This is a genomic window from Variovorax sp. GW823-FHT02B07, assembly GCF_058797695.1.
On record NZ_JBXAJX010000003.1, the window covers coordinates 392,805 to 408,658 of the forward strand.

Sequence of the window (15,854 nt, forward strand, 5' to 3'; positions counted from 1 at the left end):
CCTTCCCATGGACTACCCCGGCAATATCTTCGTGGTCGCCGCGCCCAGCGGCGCTGGCAAATCGAGCCTGGTCAAGGCGCTCATGGAGCTCGACTCGGCCGTTCAGCCCTCGGTCTCCCACACCACGCGCCCCCCGCGCGGACAGGAAAAGCACGGTCGGGAGTACTTTTTCGCCTCCCCGAGCGAGTTCGACGCCCTGATCGCGGCCGACGGCTTCGTCGAATGGGCCCATGTGCACGGGCACCGCTACGGCACGTCGAAGAAGGCGGTCGAGGAGCGGGTGGCCCTGGGCACCGACGTGATCCTCGAAATCGACTTCCAGGGCGCGCTGCAGATCCGCAAGACCTTTGCGAACGCGGTCATGATCTTCATCCTCCCGCCCAGCTGGGAAGAGTTGCGCTCCCGCCTCGAGCGGCGCGGCGAGGACAGCGCGGCGGTGATCGAATTGCGCCTGAAGAATGCGGCCGAAGAGATGGCCCAGACCGGAAAATTCGATTTCGTTATAATCAACGAGTTATTTGAGCGCGCACTTTTCGATCTCAAGGCGATCGTCCACGCGCAGCGGCTCCGGTATTCCGCACAGCGCAGAGCCCGTGCCGATACGTTCGCCGCACTGAACATCCCTTGAAATCCCCGCTCACCGACCGAAAGAATTCATCATGGCCCGCATCACCGTCGAAGATTGTCTCGTTCAGATCCCGAACCGTTTCCAGCTCGTTCTCGCCGCCACGTACCGTGCGCGCATGCTGAGCCAAGGCCACGCCCCCAAGATCGAGAGCAAGAACAAGCCCGCCGTCACGGCCCTGCGCGAAATCGCCGAAGGCAAGATCGGCATCGAAATGCTCAAGAAAGTGCCGGGCTGATCTTCTGACGCAGCCCTGCAACGAAAAGGCACCGCATTGCGGTGCTTTTTTTACGTCTGGACGCGCCCACAGAGCGGTCACGCTAAAGTGGTAGCCATGAGCGCGGTCGCCAAACCTACGTCCCCCACGCCGAAACCGAGTCCGGCGGCGCTGAACGCGGCCGCCGCGAGTTTTGCCGCGCTGACGGCCCGCCTCGACTATCTGAGCCCCGAAGACACCGAACTGGTGCGCCGGGCCTACCGCTTCGCCGACGAAGCCCACCTCGGGCAGCTGCGCAACAGTGGCGAGCCGTACATCACCCACCCCATCGCCGTGGCGGCGCAGTGCGCCGAATGGAAGCTCGATGCCCAGGCGCTCATGGCCGCGCTGCTGCACGATGCCATCGAAGATTGCGGCGTCACCAAGCCGGAACTCATCGAGCGCTTCGGCGCACCTGTTGCCGAGCTGGTCGACGGGCTCACCAAGCTCGACAAGCTGCAATTCAACACGCGCGAAGAGAATCAGGCCGAGTCCTTCCGCAAGATGCTGCTGGCCATGGCGCGCGATGTGCGCGTCATCCTGGTCAAGCTGGCCGACCGCACGCACAACATGCGCACGCTGGCCGATGCGCCGCGCGAAAAGTGGGCCCGCATCTCGCGTGAAACGCTCGAGATCTACGCCCCCATCGCGCACCGGCTGGGCCTGAACCAGACCTACCGCGAGTTGCAGGACCTGTCGTTCCGCCACCTCAAGCCCTGGCGCTACGCCACGCTGGCCAAGGCCGTTGCCAAGGCGCGTGGACGACGACGCGACCTGATCCAGAAGGTGCAGAAAGAGGTCGAGACGGCCTTCTCCGCCGCCGGCATGACGCTGCGCATCGCGGGCCGCGAGAAAACGCTCTATTCCATCTACCGCAAGATGGAAGAAAAACACCTGAGCTTCGCGCAGGTCACCGACATCTACGGCTTCCGGCTCATCGTGCCGAACGTGATCGCCTGCTACACCGGCCTGGGCATCCTGCACCAGATGTACAAGCCGCTGCCGGGCAAGTTCAAGGACCACATCGCGATCGCCAAGCTCAACGGCTACCAGTCGCTGCACACCACGCTGGTGGGCCCTGCGGGCGTGAGCGTGGAGTTCCAGCTGCGCACCGAGGCCATGCACGTCGTGGCCGAATCGGGCGTGGCGGCGCACTGGCTCTACAAGGCCGCCGAGCCCAATGCCGCGAGCAACGACCGGCTGGGCACCAAGTGGCTGCAGTCGCTGCTCGACATCCAGGACGAGACGCGCGACGCCGCCGAGTTCTGGGACCACGTCAAGGTCGACCTGTTCCCCGACGCCGTCTACGTCTTCACGCCCAAGAGCCAGATCATGGCGCTGCCGCGTGGCGCCACGGTGGTCGACTTCGCGTATGCCATCCACAGCAACATCGGCGACCACACCTCGGCCGCGCGCATCAACGGCGACCAGGTCCCGCTGCGCACCGAGCTGAAGAACGGCGACGTGGTCGAGGTGATCACCGCGCCCGTGTCCACACCCAACCCCGCGTGGCTGGGCTTCGTGCGCACCGGCCGGGCACGCTCCAAGATCCGCCACTACCTGAAGACCTTGGCGCATGCCGAGTCCGAAGGCCTGGGCGAGAAACTGCTGGCGCAGGCGCTGCGCGCCGAAGGCCTGGGCAAGCTGCCCGAGGAAGACGACGAACACCAGGCGCTGTGGGAGAAGCTGCTGCGCTTCACCGGCAACCGCACCCGCGCCGAACTGCTGACCGACATCGGCCTGGGCAAGCGCATCGCGAGCATCGTCGCCAAGCGGCTCATGGCGCTGCTGGCCGAGATCGGCGAGCGCCCCGACGCCCTCCTCCTGAGCCGCGAGCGCTTCACCTCGCACGAGGCTGTGTCGCAAGGCGCCGTCACGCTCGACGGCAGCGAGAACTCTTCCGTGCGCTTTGCGCAATGCTGCCGGCCCATTCCCGGCGACCAGATCGTCGGCTACCTCGGGCACGGCGAAGGGCTGGTGGTGCACACCGACGACTGCGGCGTGGGCCAACGCCTGCGCAACAAAGACAGCGAGCGCTTCTTCGCGGTCGAATGGGCCGACGAGCCCACGCGCGCCTTCGAGACCGGCGTGGTCATCACCGTGCGCAACGACAAGGGCGTTCTGGCCCGCGTGGCGGCCACGCTGGCCGACGCCGAGGCCGACATCACGCACGTGGAAATGGCCGACGAGACCCCGCAGGACTCGACCGACCTGCGCTTCGTGATCGCGGTGCGCGACCGCACGCACCTCGATGCCGTGCTGCGCGCCGCGCGCCGGACAGCGTCGGTGCTGACCGCGGCGCGGACGATTCCGGCGCCCTGACCTTCTTCGTCAGTTCGCCGGCGTGCGCGGCGCCGGATAGCTCACCGACAGGATCTCCACCTCGTGCGCCCCGCCGGGCGTCACGAGCTTCACCACGTCGCCTTCGCGCGCTTTCAGCAGCGCACGCGCGATCGGTGAAATCCAGCTGACCTCCGACTTGGCGCTCTCGGCCTCGTCGATGCCGAGGATCGTGACGCTGCGCTCCTCGCCGGTCTCGTCGACATAGCGGACGGTGGCGCCGAAGAAGACCTGGTCGCGGCCATGGTGCACCGACGGGTCGGTGATCTCCGCGATCTCGAGCCGCTTGCCGAGGAAACGGATGCGCCGGTCGATCTCGCGCAGGCGCTTCTTGCCGTAGAGGTAGTCGCCGTTCTCGGAGCGGTCACCGTTCTTCGCGGCCCAGTGCACGGCCTCGACGACCTTGGGGCGCTCCTCGTCCATCAGCTGCAGCAGTTCGTCGCGCAGCCGCGCGTAGCCCTCGGGCGTGATGTAGTTCTTGCTGCCGGCCGGCAGCGGGGGCGCGACGCCACCTGCGCCGTCATCGTCGTCGTCCGCATCGGCGTCCGACTCCTTGGTGAATGCCTTGTTCAATGCAGAGCCCTTCAAATCGGAAATACTGGGCGCCCTTGCCGCGCCCTACAAGCCGGTGAGTTTGCCGCAACCGCCATGCCCAGGAGACAGGAGCCCCCGTGATCGCCACCGGACATTTCCCATGCCGTCGCCATGCCTCGGCGGGGCTTCATTTGTACGCTCTCACGGCCCTTGCTGCCGTACTGGGCTTTCTTCCCTTCGACACCCACGCCAGGACGCAGACCTGCTTCGTCGTGAGCATCCGCAGCGGCGACACCCTCACCGCCCGCTGCGGCGACGCAGCCAGCGCCAGTGCGTGGCGCCGCGTGCGCCTGCAAGGCATCGAGGCGCCGAAGCCCGGGCAGCCCTTTGCCGAGCAGGCCCGGCAGAAGATGCACGACATGGTTCGCCTGAAGCCGGCGGACGTCGACTGCGACGATCCCACATCGCACGCTCGCGAACGCGTCTGCCGTGTCATGGTGACGCCGGACTCAGCGCCCAACGGCCCGAGGACGCTCGACGCAGGCTTGGCATTGCTGACCGTCGGATTGGCACGCTGGCAGCCCGCGCAGGCGCAACGGCTGTCGCCCCAGGAGCGCGGTCAGTACGAATTCGCGGAGGAAGAAGCCAGAGCCAAGCGGGCTGGTCTCTGGAAGGACGCGCGACCGGCGCGTCCTTGATGCGAGCACCGCGCAATGACCAGCCAAAGAAAAAGGGTTAGCTCGAAAAACGAGCTAACCCTTGAAGAGTGGTGCGGCTGGCAGGAATTGAACCCACGACCCCTTGGTTCGTAGCCAAGTACTCTATCCAACTGAGCTACAGCCGCACAGCTTTCGATTATAGCGTGTTTTTTCGCCCGCCCCAACCTTTGTGATCGAAAGCTGAAAATACGGACGACAGCAGCCTGCAATGGGGCTTGTTGCAACGCATCCGGCCCGTGCCGTTCCAAAGAGGCCCTTCCGACCCGGTACACTCCGCCCCGCCCGGAATAAGCCTGGGCCGCCGTAGGCAACACGGCGCCATACCATCCAAGGAATACTGAATGAACCGCATCGAACTGGTCGAGAAGATCGCCACCACCCACAACCTGAGCAAGGCCGAGGCCGCACGCGTCCTCGAAACGATCACCAGCAGCGTCGTCGCTGCCGTGAAGAAGGGCGATTCGGTCCAGCTGGTCGGCTTCGGTACTTTCAAGCAAGTCGCACGCGCCGCACGCTCGGGCTTCAACCCCCAGGCCGGCACCAAGATCAAGATCGCCGCCACCAAGGTGCCGAAGTTCGTCGCCGGCGCTGCCTTCAAGGCCGCCATCGACCCCAAGGCCGCCAAGCGCAAGGCTGAAAAGGCCGCTGCTGCACCCGCTGCCAAGAAGGCCGCCGCTCCCAAGAAGGCCGCTGTCACCAAGGCTGCTGTCACGAAGGCAGTCGTCGCCAAGGCTCCCGCCAAGAAGGCCGTCGCCAAGAAGAAGTAAGACGCCTGGTGCGACGCTGCACAGGCCTGGCCTGGCAGTTGTCCGTATCGACGTCAAAAAGCCGCCCTCGGGCGGCTTTTTTTGTGGGCGCCTGCCGCGCAGCGAGTGCGGGCAGCGAACCCCTCTTTGCGAGGCGCCCAAACGAAAATAGCCTGGAAGAGAAACTCTTCCAGGCTATTCGAGAGATGGTGCGGCTGGCAGGAATTGAACCCACGACCCCTTGGTTCGTAGCCAAGTACTCTATCCAACTGAGCTACAGCCGCGCAGCCTTGAATTCTACCCCGCCGAAAGCGCTGTTCCGGCGAGGCCTTCAAAAAAGCTTCACCGCCTTGTGATGCGACGGCCTCAGGCCACCTGTTCGCCGCCCGCCTTGCGCCCCATCAGCCGTGCGGCCACGCGCTTCACCAGCAGGTAGAACAGCGGCACGAAGAAGATGCCCAGTGCTGTCGCCGCGAGCACGCCGCCGAACACGCCGGTGCCGATCGCGACCTGGCTGCCCGAGCCCGCGCCAGTGGCCACCGCCAGCGGGATCACGCCCGCCAGGAAGGCCAGCGAGGTCATCAGGATCGGCCGCAGCCGCAGGCGCGCGCCTTCGGCCACCGCTTCGAGCAGCGGCACGCCACGGCGCAGCGCGGCCTCTGCGAACTCGATGATCAGGATCGCGTTCTTGGCCGACAGGCCGATGGTCGCGAGCAGGCCGACCTGGAAGTAGATGTCGTTCGACAACCCGCGCAGCGCCGCCGCGATCACCGCGCCGAGCACGCCCAGCGGAATCACCAGCATCACCGACACCGGCACCGACCAGCTCTCGTACAGCGCCGCCAGGCACAGGAAGACCACGAGGATCGACAGCGCGAACAGCAGCGGCGCCTGCCCGCCCGACAGCCGCTCCTGGTACGACAGGCCGCTCCAGGCCTGGCCCGTGCCGCTCTGCTTCTTCGCGAGGGTCTCGATGGCCGCCATGGCCGTGCCCGAGCTCGTGCCCTGCGCGGCCGCGCCCTGGATCTGCACCGCGGGCAGGCCGTTGTAGCGCTCCAGCTGCGACGCGCCCTGCGACCAGCGCGTGGTGGCAAAGGCCGAGAACGGCGTCATCGCGCCCGTGCTGCCGCGCACGAACCACTGGCCGATGTCGTCCGGCGCCGAGCGATACGGCGCATCGGCCTGCACGTACACGCGCTTCACGCGGCCGCGGTCGATGAAGTCGTTGACGTAGCTGCCGCCCCAGGCAATGCCCAGCGTGGTGTTCACGTCGTCCAGCGACAGCCGCAGCGCCGAGGCCTTCAGCTGGTCGATGTCGACCTGCAGCTGCGGCGTGCCGGCCACGCTGTTGGCGCGCACCGACTGCAGGCGCGGGTCCTTGTTGGCCTCGCGCACCAGCTTTTCGCGCGCCTGCAACAGCCGCTCGGCGCCCATGCCCGAGGTGTCCTGCAGCCAGAACTCGAAGCCGTTCGATTCACCCAGCCCTTCGATGGGCGGCGGCACCATGCCGAAGACCTCGGCGTCGCGCTGCTGCTTGGCCAGCGCCTTGCCGGCACGCTCGACGATGGCGTGCGCGCGCTTGTCGGCGCTGGCGCGTTCGGACCAGTCCTTCAGCGAGACAAACGCCATGCCCATGTTCTGCCCCGAGCCGCTGTAGCTCCAGCCGGTGAGCGTGAAGATGGTGTCGGTCGTGTCCTTCTCGGTCTCGAGAAAATGCTTTTCGATGGCGCGGTTCACTTCGTCGGTGCGGCCCGAGGTGGCGCCGGCCGGCAGCGTCGCGATCACCATCACGCTGCCCTGGTCCTCTTCCGGCAGGAAGCCGCCGGGCAAGCTGAGGTACAGCAGGCCCATGCCGGCCACGATGGCGACGTACACGGCCGTGAAGCGCAGCGGCTTGCGCAGGATGCGGCCCAGCACGCCCACGTAGCGACCCTGCGCGGCGTCGAAGCGGCGGTTGAAGGCGCCCAGGAAGCCGCGCGTGCGCGGCGGCACGCCGGCCTTCAGGAAGCGCGCGCACAGCGCCGGGATGAGCACGATGGCCACCACCACCGACAGCACCATCGACGCGATGATGGTCACCGAGAACTGCCGGTAGATCACGCCCACCGAGCCGCCGAAGAAGGCCATGGGCAGGAACACCGCCGACACCACCACCGCGATGCCGACCAGCGCGCCGGTGATCTCCTTCATCGATTTGATCGTGGCGGCCTTCGCATCGAGCCCCTCTTCGTGCATGACGCGCTCGACGTTCTCCACCACCACGATCGCGTCGTCCACCAGCAGGCCGATGGCCAGCACCATGCCGAACAGCGTGAGCACGTTGATCGAATAGCCGAAGGCCGCCAGCACGCCGAAGGTGCCCAGCAGCACCACCGGCACGGTGATCGCGGGGATCACCGTGGCGCGCCAGTTCTGCAGGAAGAGGAACATCACGACCACCACCAGCGCGATGGCCTCCAGCAGCGTCCGGATGACCGACTGGATCGAGATCTTGACGAAGCGGGTCGTGTCTTCCGCGTAGGCCACGCGCAGGCCCGCAGGCAGCGAGCGCTCGAGCTCGGCGATGCGCGCCTTCACCGCGCGGGCGGTGGTCAGCGCGTTGGCGCCGGGCGCCAGCATCACGGCCGAGCCCGCGGCCGGGTGCCCGTTCAGGCGTGTGGTCTCGGCATACGATTCGCTGCCGATCTCCACGCGTGCCACGTCGCCCAGCCGTACCACGGCGCCGTCGGCCTGCGTCTTGAGCACGATGGCCTTGAACTGGTCGGGCGTCTGCAGCCGCGACATCGCGGTGACGGTGGCGTTCAGGTGCTGCGTCGGCGCCGACGGCCGCGCGCCGATCTCGCCCACCGACACCTGCGTGTTCTGCGCGGTGATGGCGGCCGTGACGCCGGACGGCATCAGCTGGTAGCTGGCCAGCCGGTGCGGGTCGAGCCAGATGCGCATGGCGTACGCCGCGCCGAAGGCCTGCACCGAACCCACGCCGTCGACGCGGCTGATGGGGTCGCGCAGGTTGCTGGCCATCCAGTCGGCGATGTCGGTGTCGGTGCGCTGGCCGGTCTCGTCGTAGAGCGCCACGATCAGCAGGAAGTTGTTCTGCGATTTGGCGACCGTCACGCCCTGCTGCTGCACCGCCTGCGGCAGCCGGCTGGTGGCCTGGCTGACCTTGTTCTGCACCTGCACCTGCGCGGTGTCGGGGTCGATGCCCTGGCGGAAAGTGACGTTGATCTCGGCCCAGCCGGCGGCGCTGCTGGTCGACTTGAAATACATCAGCCCGTCGATGCCCTTGAGCTGCTGCTCGAGCACCTGCGTGACGCTGTTTTCCACCGCCTGCGCCGAGGCGCCGGGGTAGTTGGCCGACACGACCACGGTCGGCGGCGCGATGTCCGGGTACTGCGACACCGGCAGCGTGCGAATGGCCACGCCGCCGGCCAGCATGATGAGGATGGCAATGACCCAGGCGAAGACGGGCCGCTGGATGAAGAAATGAGCGATCACGGGAGGTTGTCGCTTCTCATTAGTCGGCCGGAGAAGGCGCAGCAGCGGACGATGCGCCCGCCGTGGACACCGGCACCGGCTTCACTTTTTCGCCGGGGCGCGCGCGCTGCAGGCCGTCGACCACCAGGCGGTCGCCCTCGCGCAGGCCCCGGGTCACGACCCAGTGCTCGCCCTCGGTGCTGCGCACTTCGAGCGCGCGCAGCTCGACCTTGTTGTCGGCCGCCACCACCAGCGCGGTCGGCTCGCCCTTCTCGTTGCGGGCCACGCCGCGCTGCGGCGCCAGGATGGCCTGGCGCTCCACGCCGGACTCGACCTGCGCGCGCACGTACATGCCGGGCAGCAGCAGCCCTTGCGGGTTCGGGAATTCCGCGCGCAGCGTGACCGAGCCGGTGGCCTCGTCGACGGCCACTTCGGAGAACTTCAGCGTGCCGGCATGCGAGTAAGGCAAGCCGTCTTCCATGCGCAGGCGAACCTGGGTGCTGGCCGGCGCCATGTCGCCCGAGATGAAGCGGCGCTTGAGCTTCGTCAACGCCAGGCTCGACTGCACCACGTCGACGTAGATCGGGTCGAGCCGCTGGATCGTGGCCAGCGCCATCGCCTGGCCCGGCGCCACAAGCGCGCCTTCGGTCACGGCGGAACGGCCGATGCGTCCCGCGATGGGCGCGGTGATGCGCGTGAAGTCGAGGTTGATGCGCGCCGCCTTCACGGCCGCCTGCGCGGCCTTCACGCCGGCTTGCGCCTGCACCAGCGCGGCCTGCGCCTCTTCGTGCTCCTGCCTGCTCACGGCATTGGCTTTGACCAGTTCACCGAAGCGATCGGCCTTGCCGCGCAGGCTGGCGATGGTGGCCTGCGAGGTGGCCAACGCGGCCTGCGCCTGCTCGTGCGCGGCCTCGAACGGGCCGGGCTCGATCTCGTACAGCACTTGGCCCGCGCGGACCATGCCGCCCTCTTCGAACAGCCGCTTGCGCACGATGCCGTTGACCTGGGGCCGCACCTCGGAGACGCGGTAGGCGGCCGTGCGACCCGCGAGCTCGGTGTGCACGGCCACGTCGCTGGCGTGCAGCGCCACCACGCCGACTTCGGGCGGCGCGTCATCGGTGGTGGAAGCCTGCTTGGCGCCGCATGCAGCGAGCGCGAGCAGGGACATCGGAAGCAGGAGCTTGAAAAGCGGGGTCATGGCCATCGGGAATCGCAGTGCGGCGCGCGCAGGGATCACCCGGCTCGTTACATTTGCACTCAAATGGTGCATTCTGCCTTCGATGTTGCATTGCAACCTGAAGGAATCCTGTGTTTGCCGTAGGTGAAATCGGCGGCGGCCGCAGGCCTTGCTCGCGCCCTCGCAGCTGCAAAGAAAAAGGTCGCGCAATGCGGCCTTCGTCGGAGTGTCTACAGAGGGGGAATGTGTGGTGGTAGGCCGTGAGTGGCTTGAACACTCGACCAACGGATTATGAGTCCGCTGCTCTAACCAACTGAGCTAACGGCCCACGCGGGCCCGATTCTATGCGCCGCGCGCGGCCACTTACTTGCGGTGGCTCAGCGCGTTGCTCACCAGCCGCGACGTGATGTCGACGATCTGGATCATGCGGTCGTACGGCATGCGGGTCGGGCCGATCACGCCCAGCGTGCCGACCACCTGGCCGTCGACCTCGTAATTGGCGCTGACGATCGACAGCTCCTCGAAGGGCACGACCTGGCTTTCGCCGCCGATGAAGATGCGCACGCCCTCGGCCTTGCTCGACACGTCGAGCAGCCGCATCAGCTGCGCCTTCTCTTCAAAAAGATCGAAGGCACGCCGCAGCTGCCCCATGTCGCTGGAGAAATCGGTCACCGACAGCAGGTTGCGCTCGCCCGAAATCACGACGTCATCGGCCTGCGCATCGGTGAGCACTTCGGAGCTGACCTGCACCGCGGCCTGCATCAACGCGGCGATTTCCCCGCGCAGCTTCTCGACCTCGGACTGGAGGCGGTCGCGCACCTGCTCGATCGTCAGGCCCGCGAAGTGCGCGTTGATGTAGTTCGAGGCCTCGACCAGCTGCGACTGCGAGTAGTCGGTCTCGGGGAAGATCACGCGGTTCTGCACGTCGCCATCGGGCGACACGATGATCACCAGCAGCCGCCGCTCCGACAGGCGCAAGAATTCGATCTGCTTGAACACCGAGACGCGCCGCGGCGCCATCACGACGCCCACGAACTGCGACAGGTTCGACAGCAGGTGCGCGGCGTTGGCGATCACCTTCTGCGGCTGGTCGGCCGCCAGGCTCGGCGTGCTCATCTGCTCGCGCTGCGCGGTCAGCATGGTGTCGACGAAGAGCCGGTAGCCGCGCGTGGTCGGCACGCGTCCGGCCGAGGTGTGGGGGCTGGCAATGAGCCCCAGCGCCTCGAGGTCGGACATGACGTTGCGGATGGTCGCGGGGGAGAGATCCAGCCCTGCCGAACGCGAGAGCGTGCGCGATCCGACGGGTTGCCCATCGGCGATGTAACGCTCGACCAGCGTCTTCAACAGCAACTTGGCACGGTCGTCCAGCATTGCAAGATTTTAGTGTTGTAATTTGTGAGCTATGACCTCACGCTTTCGTCACGTCGCCCTGATCGGCAAATACCAGGCTTCCGGCGCCCGGGCGCAAGCCGATGCGCGCGACGGCGTGATGGAGGGCATCGGCGCCTTCCTTGAATCACAGGGTTGCACGGTGTTCGTGGAGCGTTCGTCCTGCGAGGACACCGACGCACCGCCCCACCCGCGCTACCAGGCGCTGTCGGTCGAGGAAATCGGCCAGCGCTGCGACCTCGGCCTCGTGGTCGGCGGTGACGGCACCATGCTCGGCATCGGCCGGCAGCTCGCGTGCTACGGCATCCCACTCATCGGCATCAACCGCGGGCGGCTGGGCTTCATCACCGACATCCCGCTGGACAACTACCAGGCCACGCTGATCCCGATGCTGGCCGGCGAATACGAAGAAGACCACCGCAGCCTGATGCACGCGCAGGTGATCCGCGATGAGGCCCTGGTGTTCGACGCGCTCGCGATGAACGACGTGGTGGTCAACCGCGGCGCCACCTCGGGCATGGTCGAGATGCGCGTGTCGGTGGGCCGCCATTTCGTGGCCAACCAGCGCGCCGACGGGCTGATCATCGCGTCGCCCACGGGCTCTACGGCCTACGCGCTGTCGGCCGGCGGGCCGCTGCTGCATCCGGCGGTGCCGGGTTGGGTGATGGTGCCGATTGCGCCGCACACGCTGTCGAACCGCCCCGTGCTGCTGCCCGACGCCGACGAGATCGTGATCGAGCTGGTGAGCGGGCGCGACGCCAGCGCCAATTTCGACATGCAGTCGCTCGCCTCGCTCGCCATCGGCGACCGCGTGGTGGTGCGCCGCTCCGACTTCCGGGTGCGCTTCCTGCACCCGCGCGGCTGGAGCTACTTCGACACGCTGCGGAAAAAACTCCATTGGAACGAAGGGGGCTCCTGAATGAAGGACCACGCCCCTAGCTTGAGGACGAACTGAGATGGCTTTGCGACGCATCGCACTGCGCGACTTCGTGATCGTGCGGTCCCTTGAACTCGACCTGTCCGCCGGCTTCACGGTGCTGACCGGGGAAACCGGCGCCGGCAAGTCCATCCTGATCGACGCGCTGCAGCTGGCGCTGGGCAACCGCGCCGACGCCGGTGCCGTGCGCGAAGGCGCCGAGCGGCTCGACGTGAGCGCCGAATTCGACGCCGACCCGGCCCTGGCCGGCTGGCTCGACGAAGGCGGCTTCGAGGCCGGCGACGGCCTGCTGCTGCGCCGCACGGTCGACCTGCAGGGACGCAGCCGCGGCTGGATCAACGGCAGCCCCGCCACCGCCACGCAGCTGCGCGAACTCGGCGACCGCCTGCTCGACATCCACGGCCAGCACGCCTGGCAGAGCCTGACCCGCCCCGAGGCCGTGCGCGGCCTGCTCGACGCCTACGCCGGCGCGCGCACCGACGCGCTCGACGCCGCCTGGCAGAGTTGGCGCCAGGCGCTCTCGGCGCTCGAACACGCACGCTCGGCGCAAGACTCGCTGCAACGTGAGCGCGAGCGGCTGCAATGGCAGATTTCCGAAGTCGCCAAGCTGGCGCCGGGTGCCGACGAGTGGGATGAGCTCTCCGCCCATCACTCGCGCATCTCGAACGCGCAGGCGCTCATCGACGCCGCCCAGGGCGCGAGCCAGGCGCTCGAAGACGACGACAACGGCGCGCTCGCCGCCCTCACGCGCGCCGCGACGCTGCTGCAGAACTGCGAACACATCGAGCCCGAATTCCGCACGCTGGGCGAGGTGCTGGCCTCCTGCGTCGCACAGGCCTCGGACGCGGCCCACTCGCTGCACGGCTACCTGCGCGACACCGACACCGATCCCAAGACCCTCGCCGAGCTCGACGAACGCATGGGCCTGTGGATGTCGCTCGCGCGCCGCTACAAGCGCACGCCCGCCGAGCTGCCCGCGCTGCTGGCCGGCTGGCAGGCGGAGCTGCAGGCGCTCGACGCGCAAAGCGACCTCGAAGGCCTGGAACGCGCCGAGCAGAACACGCAACAGGCCTACATGAAGGAAGCCAAGGCCCTCGGCAAGATCCGCAAGCAGGCCGCGCCGCGCCTGGCCCAGGCCGTCACGCAGGCGATGCAGGGCCTGGGCATGCAGGGCGGGCGCTTCGACGTCGAGCTGCAGCCGCTGGCTCAGCCCGGCCGCGCCGGCCTCGAAGAAATCTCGTTCCTGGTGGCCGGCCACGCCGGCAGCACGCCGCGCGCCATCGGCAAGGTGGCCTCGGGCGGCGAACTCTCGCGCATCGCACTGGCCATCGCCGTGACGACCAGCGAACTGGGCGCCGCGCAGACGCTGATCTTCGACGAGGTCGATGCAGGCGTCGGCGGCGCCGTCGCCGAGACCGTGGGCCGCCTCATGAAGCAGCTCGGCCGCGACCGCCAGGTGCTCGCCGTGACCCATCTTCCCCAAGTGGCGGCCTGCGCCGACCACCACCTCGTGGTCGCCAAGCGCCAGACGACAGCGGCCGGCACGGACGGCCCGCGCACCGAAAGCGGCGTGTCGCGCCTCGCCGCCGACGACCGCGCCCGCGAAATCGCCCGCATGCTCGGCGGCGAAAAGGTGTCGGCCACCTCGCTGGCCCATGCGCGCGAAATGCTGGGCCACAAGACGCCGGCGACCGCCCCATGAACATGAATCTCGACCTCGTCCTCATCACCGGCATGTCGGGCTCCGGCAAGTCGGTGGCGCTGCACGCGCTGGAAGACGCCGGCTACTACTGCGTCGACAACCTGCCGCCTGAGCTGCTCACCGCCTTCATCGCGCTGCAGCACGAACAGCAGGCCACGCGCGTGGCGATCGCGATGGACGTGCGCAGCGGCGTGTCGCTGCCGATCGTGCCGCAGCAGCTGGAGGCGCTGCGCGCCGACGGCGTCTCGCTGCGCTCGCTGTTCCTCGACGCGACCACCGATGCGCTGCTGCGTCGCTATTCCGAAACGCGCCGGCGCCACCCGCTCTCGCGCCAGGAAAGCCGCACCGACGTGCCCGAGCAGCACCGCGTGCTGGTGCAGGCCATCGAACTCGAACGCGAATTGCTGGCCGACCTGCGCGATGGCGCCGACGTGATCGACACCAGCCTCATCCGCCCCGCGCAGCTGCAGAGCTACATCAAGGGGCTGATCTCGGCGCCGCAGAACGCGCTGACGCTGGTGTTCGAATCGTTCGCCTTCAAGCGCGGCGTGCCGCTCGATGCCGACTACGTGTTCGACGTGCGCATGCTGCCCAATCCGCACTACGTGCCAGCGCTGCGCGCGCTGACAGGGCGCGACGAGCCGGTGATCGAATGGCTGCGCGAGCACGACGACGTGGCGCGCATGTTCGACGACATCGAGCAGTTCCTGACGCACTGGCTCGACGCGCTGGCGCGCGACCACCGCAGCTACGTGACGGTGGCCATCGGCTGCACGGGCGGGCAGCACCGGTCGGTGTTCCTGGTCGAGCAACTGGCACGCGCCTTCGGTGCGCGCTGGGGTGCGCTCAAGCGCCACCGCGAACTCGACGCCTGACGACGACGTAGGCCGTTCAGGCCTCGGCGGCTTCCAGCAGCTTGCGCATCGGGGCGGGCAGCCCCAGCCGGCTCCATTCCTGCGCCTCGACCCAGCGCGCGCCCTCGCCTTGCGGCTGGACGCTCTGCAACAGCACCGGATGCAGGTGCAGGTCTTTGTGGGTCAGCACGTGCACGAAGGGCGGCAGCTCTTGCATGTCATGCGCGGCGCCCGATGGCAGGGCCGCGAGCAGATCGTCGTGGCTGTCGAACACCGGCAGGCAATGCAGCCCCGCCCAGATGCCCTTGGCGGGCCGCTTCTCCAGCCACACGCGCCCGTGCGCGTCGCGCGCCAGCAGCACCCACAGCGACTGGGCGCTGCGCTTGAGCTTGCGCGTCTTCACCGGGTAGCGTTCGGGCGCACCCTGGCGCAGGCCCACGCAACTCGCGTTCACCGGGCAGATCATGCAGCTGGGCTTGCGCGGCAGGCAGACCGTGGCGCCCAGGTCCATCAGGCCCTGCGTGTAGTGCGCCACCGCCTCGCGCTGGCCGTCTGGCGGCAACAGCTGCGTGGCGAGGTCCCACAGCGCACGCTCCTGCGCCGCCGACGACATGTCGCCGTCGAAGCCGAGCACGCGCGTCAGCACGCGCTTCACGTTGCCGTCGAGGATCGCCACGCGCTCGCCGAAACAGAAGGCCGCAATCGCGGCCGCCGTCGAACGACCGATGCCGGGCAGGGTCACGAGTTCGGCGGCGGTGTGCGGAAAGGCGCCGCCGAAGCGCGCGACCACCTCCTGCGCGCAGCGGTGCATGTTGCGCGCGCGGCTGTAGTAGCCGAGGCCACTCCACAGGCCGAACACCTCGTCCTCGGTGCCGGCGGCCAGCGCCGCCACGTCGGGGAAACGTTCGAGAAAACGTGCGAAGTAGCCCAGCACGGTCGTGACCTGGGTCTGCTGGAGCATCACCTCCGAGAGCCAGACACGGTACGGGTCGCGCGTGTTCTGCCACGGCAGTTCGCTGCGCCCGTGGCTGCGCTGCCAGCGCACGACCTGCACCGCGAAATCGGGGGGCAGCGACAGAGAGGGAGAGACGGCCGCCCGCG

General features: G+C 68.0%; 13 protein-coding genes and 3 tRNA genes. 8 read left to right on the forward strand and 8 right to left on the reverse strand.

Going from position 1 to position 15,854, the window contains the following annotated elements:
* Positions 1 to 7 precede the first annotated feature (7 nt).
* From gmk to AC1RGU_RS19605, 3 genes are all read left to right on the forward strand, one after another.
* Positions 8 to 628 (forward strand): guanylate kinase, encoded by a 621-nt coding sequence (gene gmk, locus AC1RGU_RS19595; protein WP_492697485.1) that lies wholly within the window; start codon positions 8 to 10, stop codon positions 626 to 628.
* A 31-nt stretch (positions 629 to 659) separates the two neighbouring features.
* On the forward strand, positions 660 to 863 hold the full coding sequence (gene rpoZ / locus AC1RGU_RS19600) for a DNA-directed RNA polymerase subunit omega (RefSeq protein ID WP_013543330.1): 204 nt from the start codon (positions 660 to 662) through the stop codon (positions 861 to 863).
* Positions 864 to 959: 96 nt separating this feature from the next.
* Positions 960 to 3,203 (forward strand): RelA/SpoT family protein, encoded by a 2,244-nt coding sequence (locus tag AC1RGU_RS19605; protein ID WP_070062005.1) that lies wholly within the window; start codon positions 960 to 962, stop codon positions 3,201 to 3,203.
* Between the two features lie 9 nt (positions 3,204 to 3,212).
* Here AC1RGU_RS19605 and greB read toward each other — a convergent pair whose 3' ends face one another.
* Positions 3,213 to 3,794, reverse strand: a complete 582-nt coding sequence (greB, locus tag AC1RGU_RS19610) for a transcription elongation factor GreB (RefSeq protein WP_492697487.1) — start codon at positions 3,792 to 3,794, stop codon at positions 3,213 to 3,215.
* 98 nt (positions 3,795 to 3,892) lie between these two features.
* Here greB and AC1RGU_RS19615 point away from each other — a divergent pair, with 98 nt between their 5' ends.
* Positions 3,893 to 4,453, forward strand: coding sequence for a thermonuclease family protein (locus AC1RGU_RS19615; protein WP_492697489.1), 561 nt, complete (start codon positions 3,893 to 3,895; stop codon positions 4,451 to 4,453).
* Between the two features lie 69 nt (positions 4,454 to 4,522).
* Here the strand turns inward: AC1RGU_RS19615 and AC1RGU_RS19620 are convergent.
* A tRNA-Arg gene (locus tag AC1RGU_RS19620) sits at positions 4,523 to 4,599 on the reverse strand.
* Positions 4,600 to 4,815: 216 nt separating this feature from the next.
* On the opposite strand from AC1RGU_RS19620, the gene AC1RGU_RS19625 reads away from it, so the two are divergent.
* Entirely contained in the window at positions 4,816 to 5,241 is a 426-nt protein-coding gene (locus AC1RGU_RS19625) for an HU family DNA-binding protein (protein WP_062476298.1), read from the forward strand.
* 186 nt (positions 5,242 to 5,427) lie between these two features.
* Here the strand turns inward: AC1RGU_RS19625 and AC1RGU_RS19630 are convergent.
* The 5 genes from AC1RGU_RS19630 to hrcA form a co-directional block, all read right to left on the reverse strand.
* Positions 5,428 to 5,504, reverse strand: a tRNA-Arg gene (locus AC1RGU_RS19630).
* Between the two features lie 82 nt (positions 5,505 to 5,586).
* Entirely contained in the window at positions 5,587 to 8,715 is a 3,129-nt protein-coding gene (locus tag AC1RGU_RS19635; protein ID WP_492697491.1) for an efflux RND transporter permease subunit, read from the reverse strand.
* 19 nt (positions 8,716 to 8,734) lie between these two features.
* Positions 8,735 to 9,892: an efflux RND transporter periplasmic adaptor subunit gene (locus AC1RGU_RS19640; RefSeq protein ID WP_492697493.1), complete on the reverse strand. Its 1,158-nt coding sequence runs from the start codon at positions 9,890 to 9,892 to the stop codon at positions 8,735 to 8,737.
* 230 nt (positions 9,893 to 10,122) lie between these two features.
* Positions 10,123 to 10,199 (reverse strand) — tRNA-Ile (locus AC1RGU_RS19645).
* 35 nt (positions 10,200 to 10,234) lie between these two features.
* Positions 10,235 to 11,242: a heat-inducible transcriptional repressor HrcA gene (gene hrcA, locus AC1RGU_RS19650; RefSeq protein WP_095746652.1), complete on the reverse strand. Its 1,008-nt coding sequence runs from the start codon at positions 11,240 to 11,242 to the stop codon at positions 10,235 to 10,237.
* A gap of 31 nt (positions 11,243 to 11,273) precedes the next feature.
* On the opposite strand from hrcA, the gene AC1RGU_RS19655 reads away from it, so the two are divergent.
* The 3 genes from AC1RGU_RS19655 to rapZ are packed head-to-tail and all read left to right on the forward strand — an operon-like array spanning position 11,274 to position 14,774.
* Positions 11,274 to 12,179, forward strand: a complete 906-nt coding sequence (locus AC1RGU_RS19655) for an NAD kinase (RefSeq protein WP_070062001.1) — start codon at positions 11,274 to 11,276, stop codon at positions 12,177 to 12,179.
* Positions 12,180 to 12,216: 37 nt separating this feature from the next.
* Positions 12,217 to 13,899: a DNA repair protein RecN gene (gene recN / locus AC1RGU_RS19660; protein ID WP_139702595.1), complete on the forward strand. Its 1,683-nt coding sequence runs from the start codon at positions 12,217 to 12,219 to the stop codon at positions 13,897 to 13,899.
* 2 nt (positions 13,900 to 13,901) lie between these two features.
* Positions 13,902 to 14,774, forward strand: coding sequence for an RNase adapter RapZ (gene rapZ / locus AC1RGU_RS19665; RefSeq protein WP_062476353.1), 873 nt, complete (start codon positions 13,902 to 13,904; stop codon positions 14,772 to 14,774).
* A gap of 16 nt (positions 14,775 to 14,790) precedes the next feature.
* On the opposite strand, the gene mutY is transcribed toward rapZ, so the two are convergent.
* On the reverse strand, positions 14,791 to 15,825 hold the full coding sequence (gene mutY, locus AC1RGU_RS19670; protein WP_492697738.1) for an A/G-specific adenine glycosylase: 1,035 nt from the start codon (positions 15,823 to 15,825) through the stop codon (positions 14,791 to 14,793).
* Positions 15,826 to 15,854 lie beyond the last annotated feature (29 nt).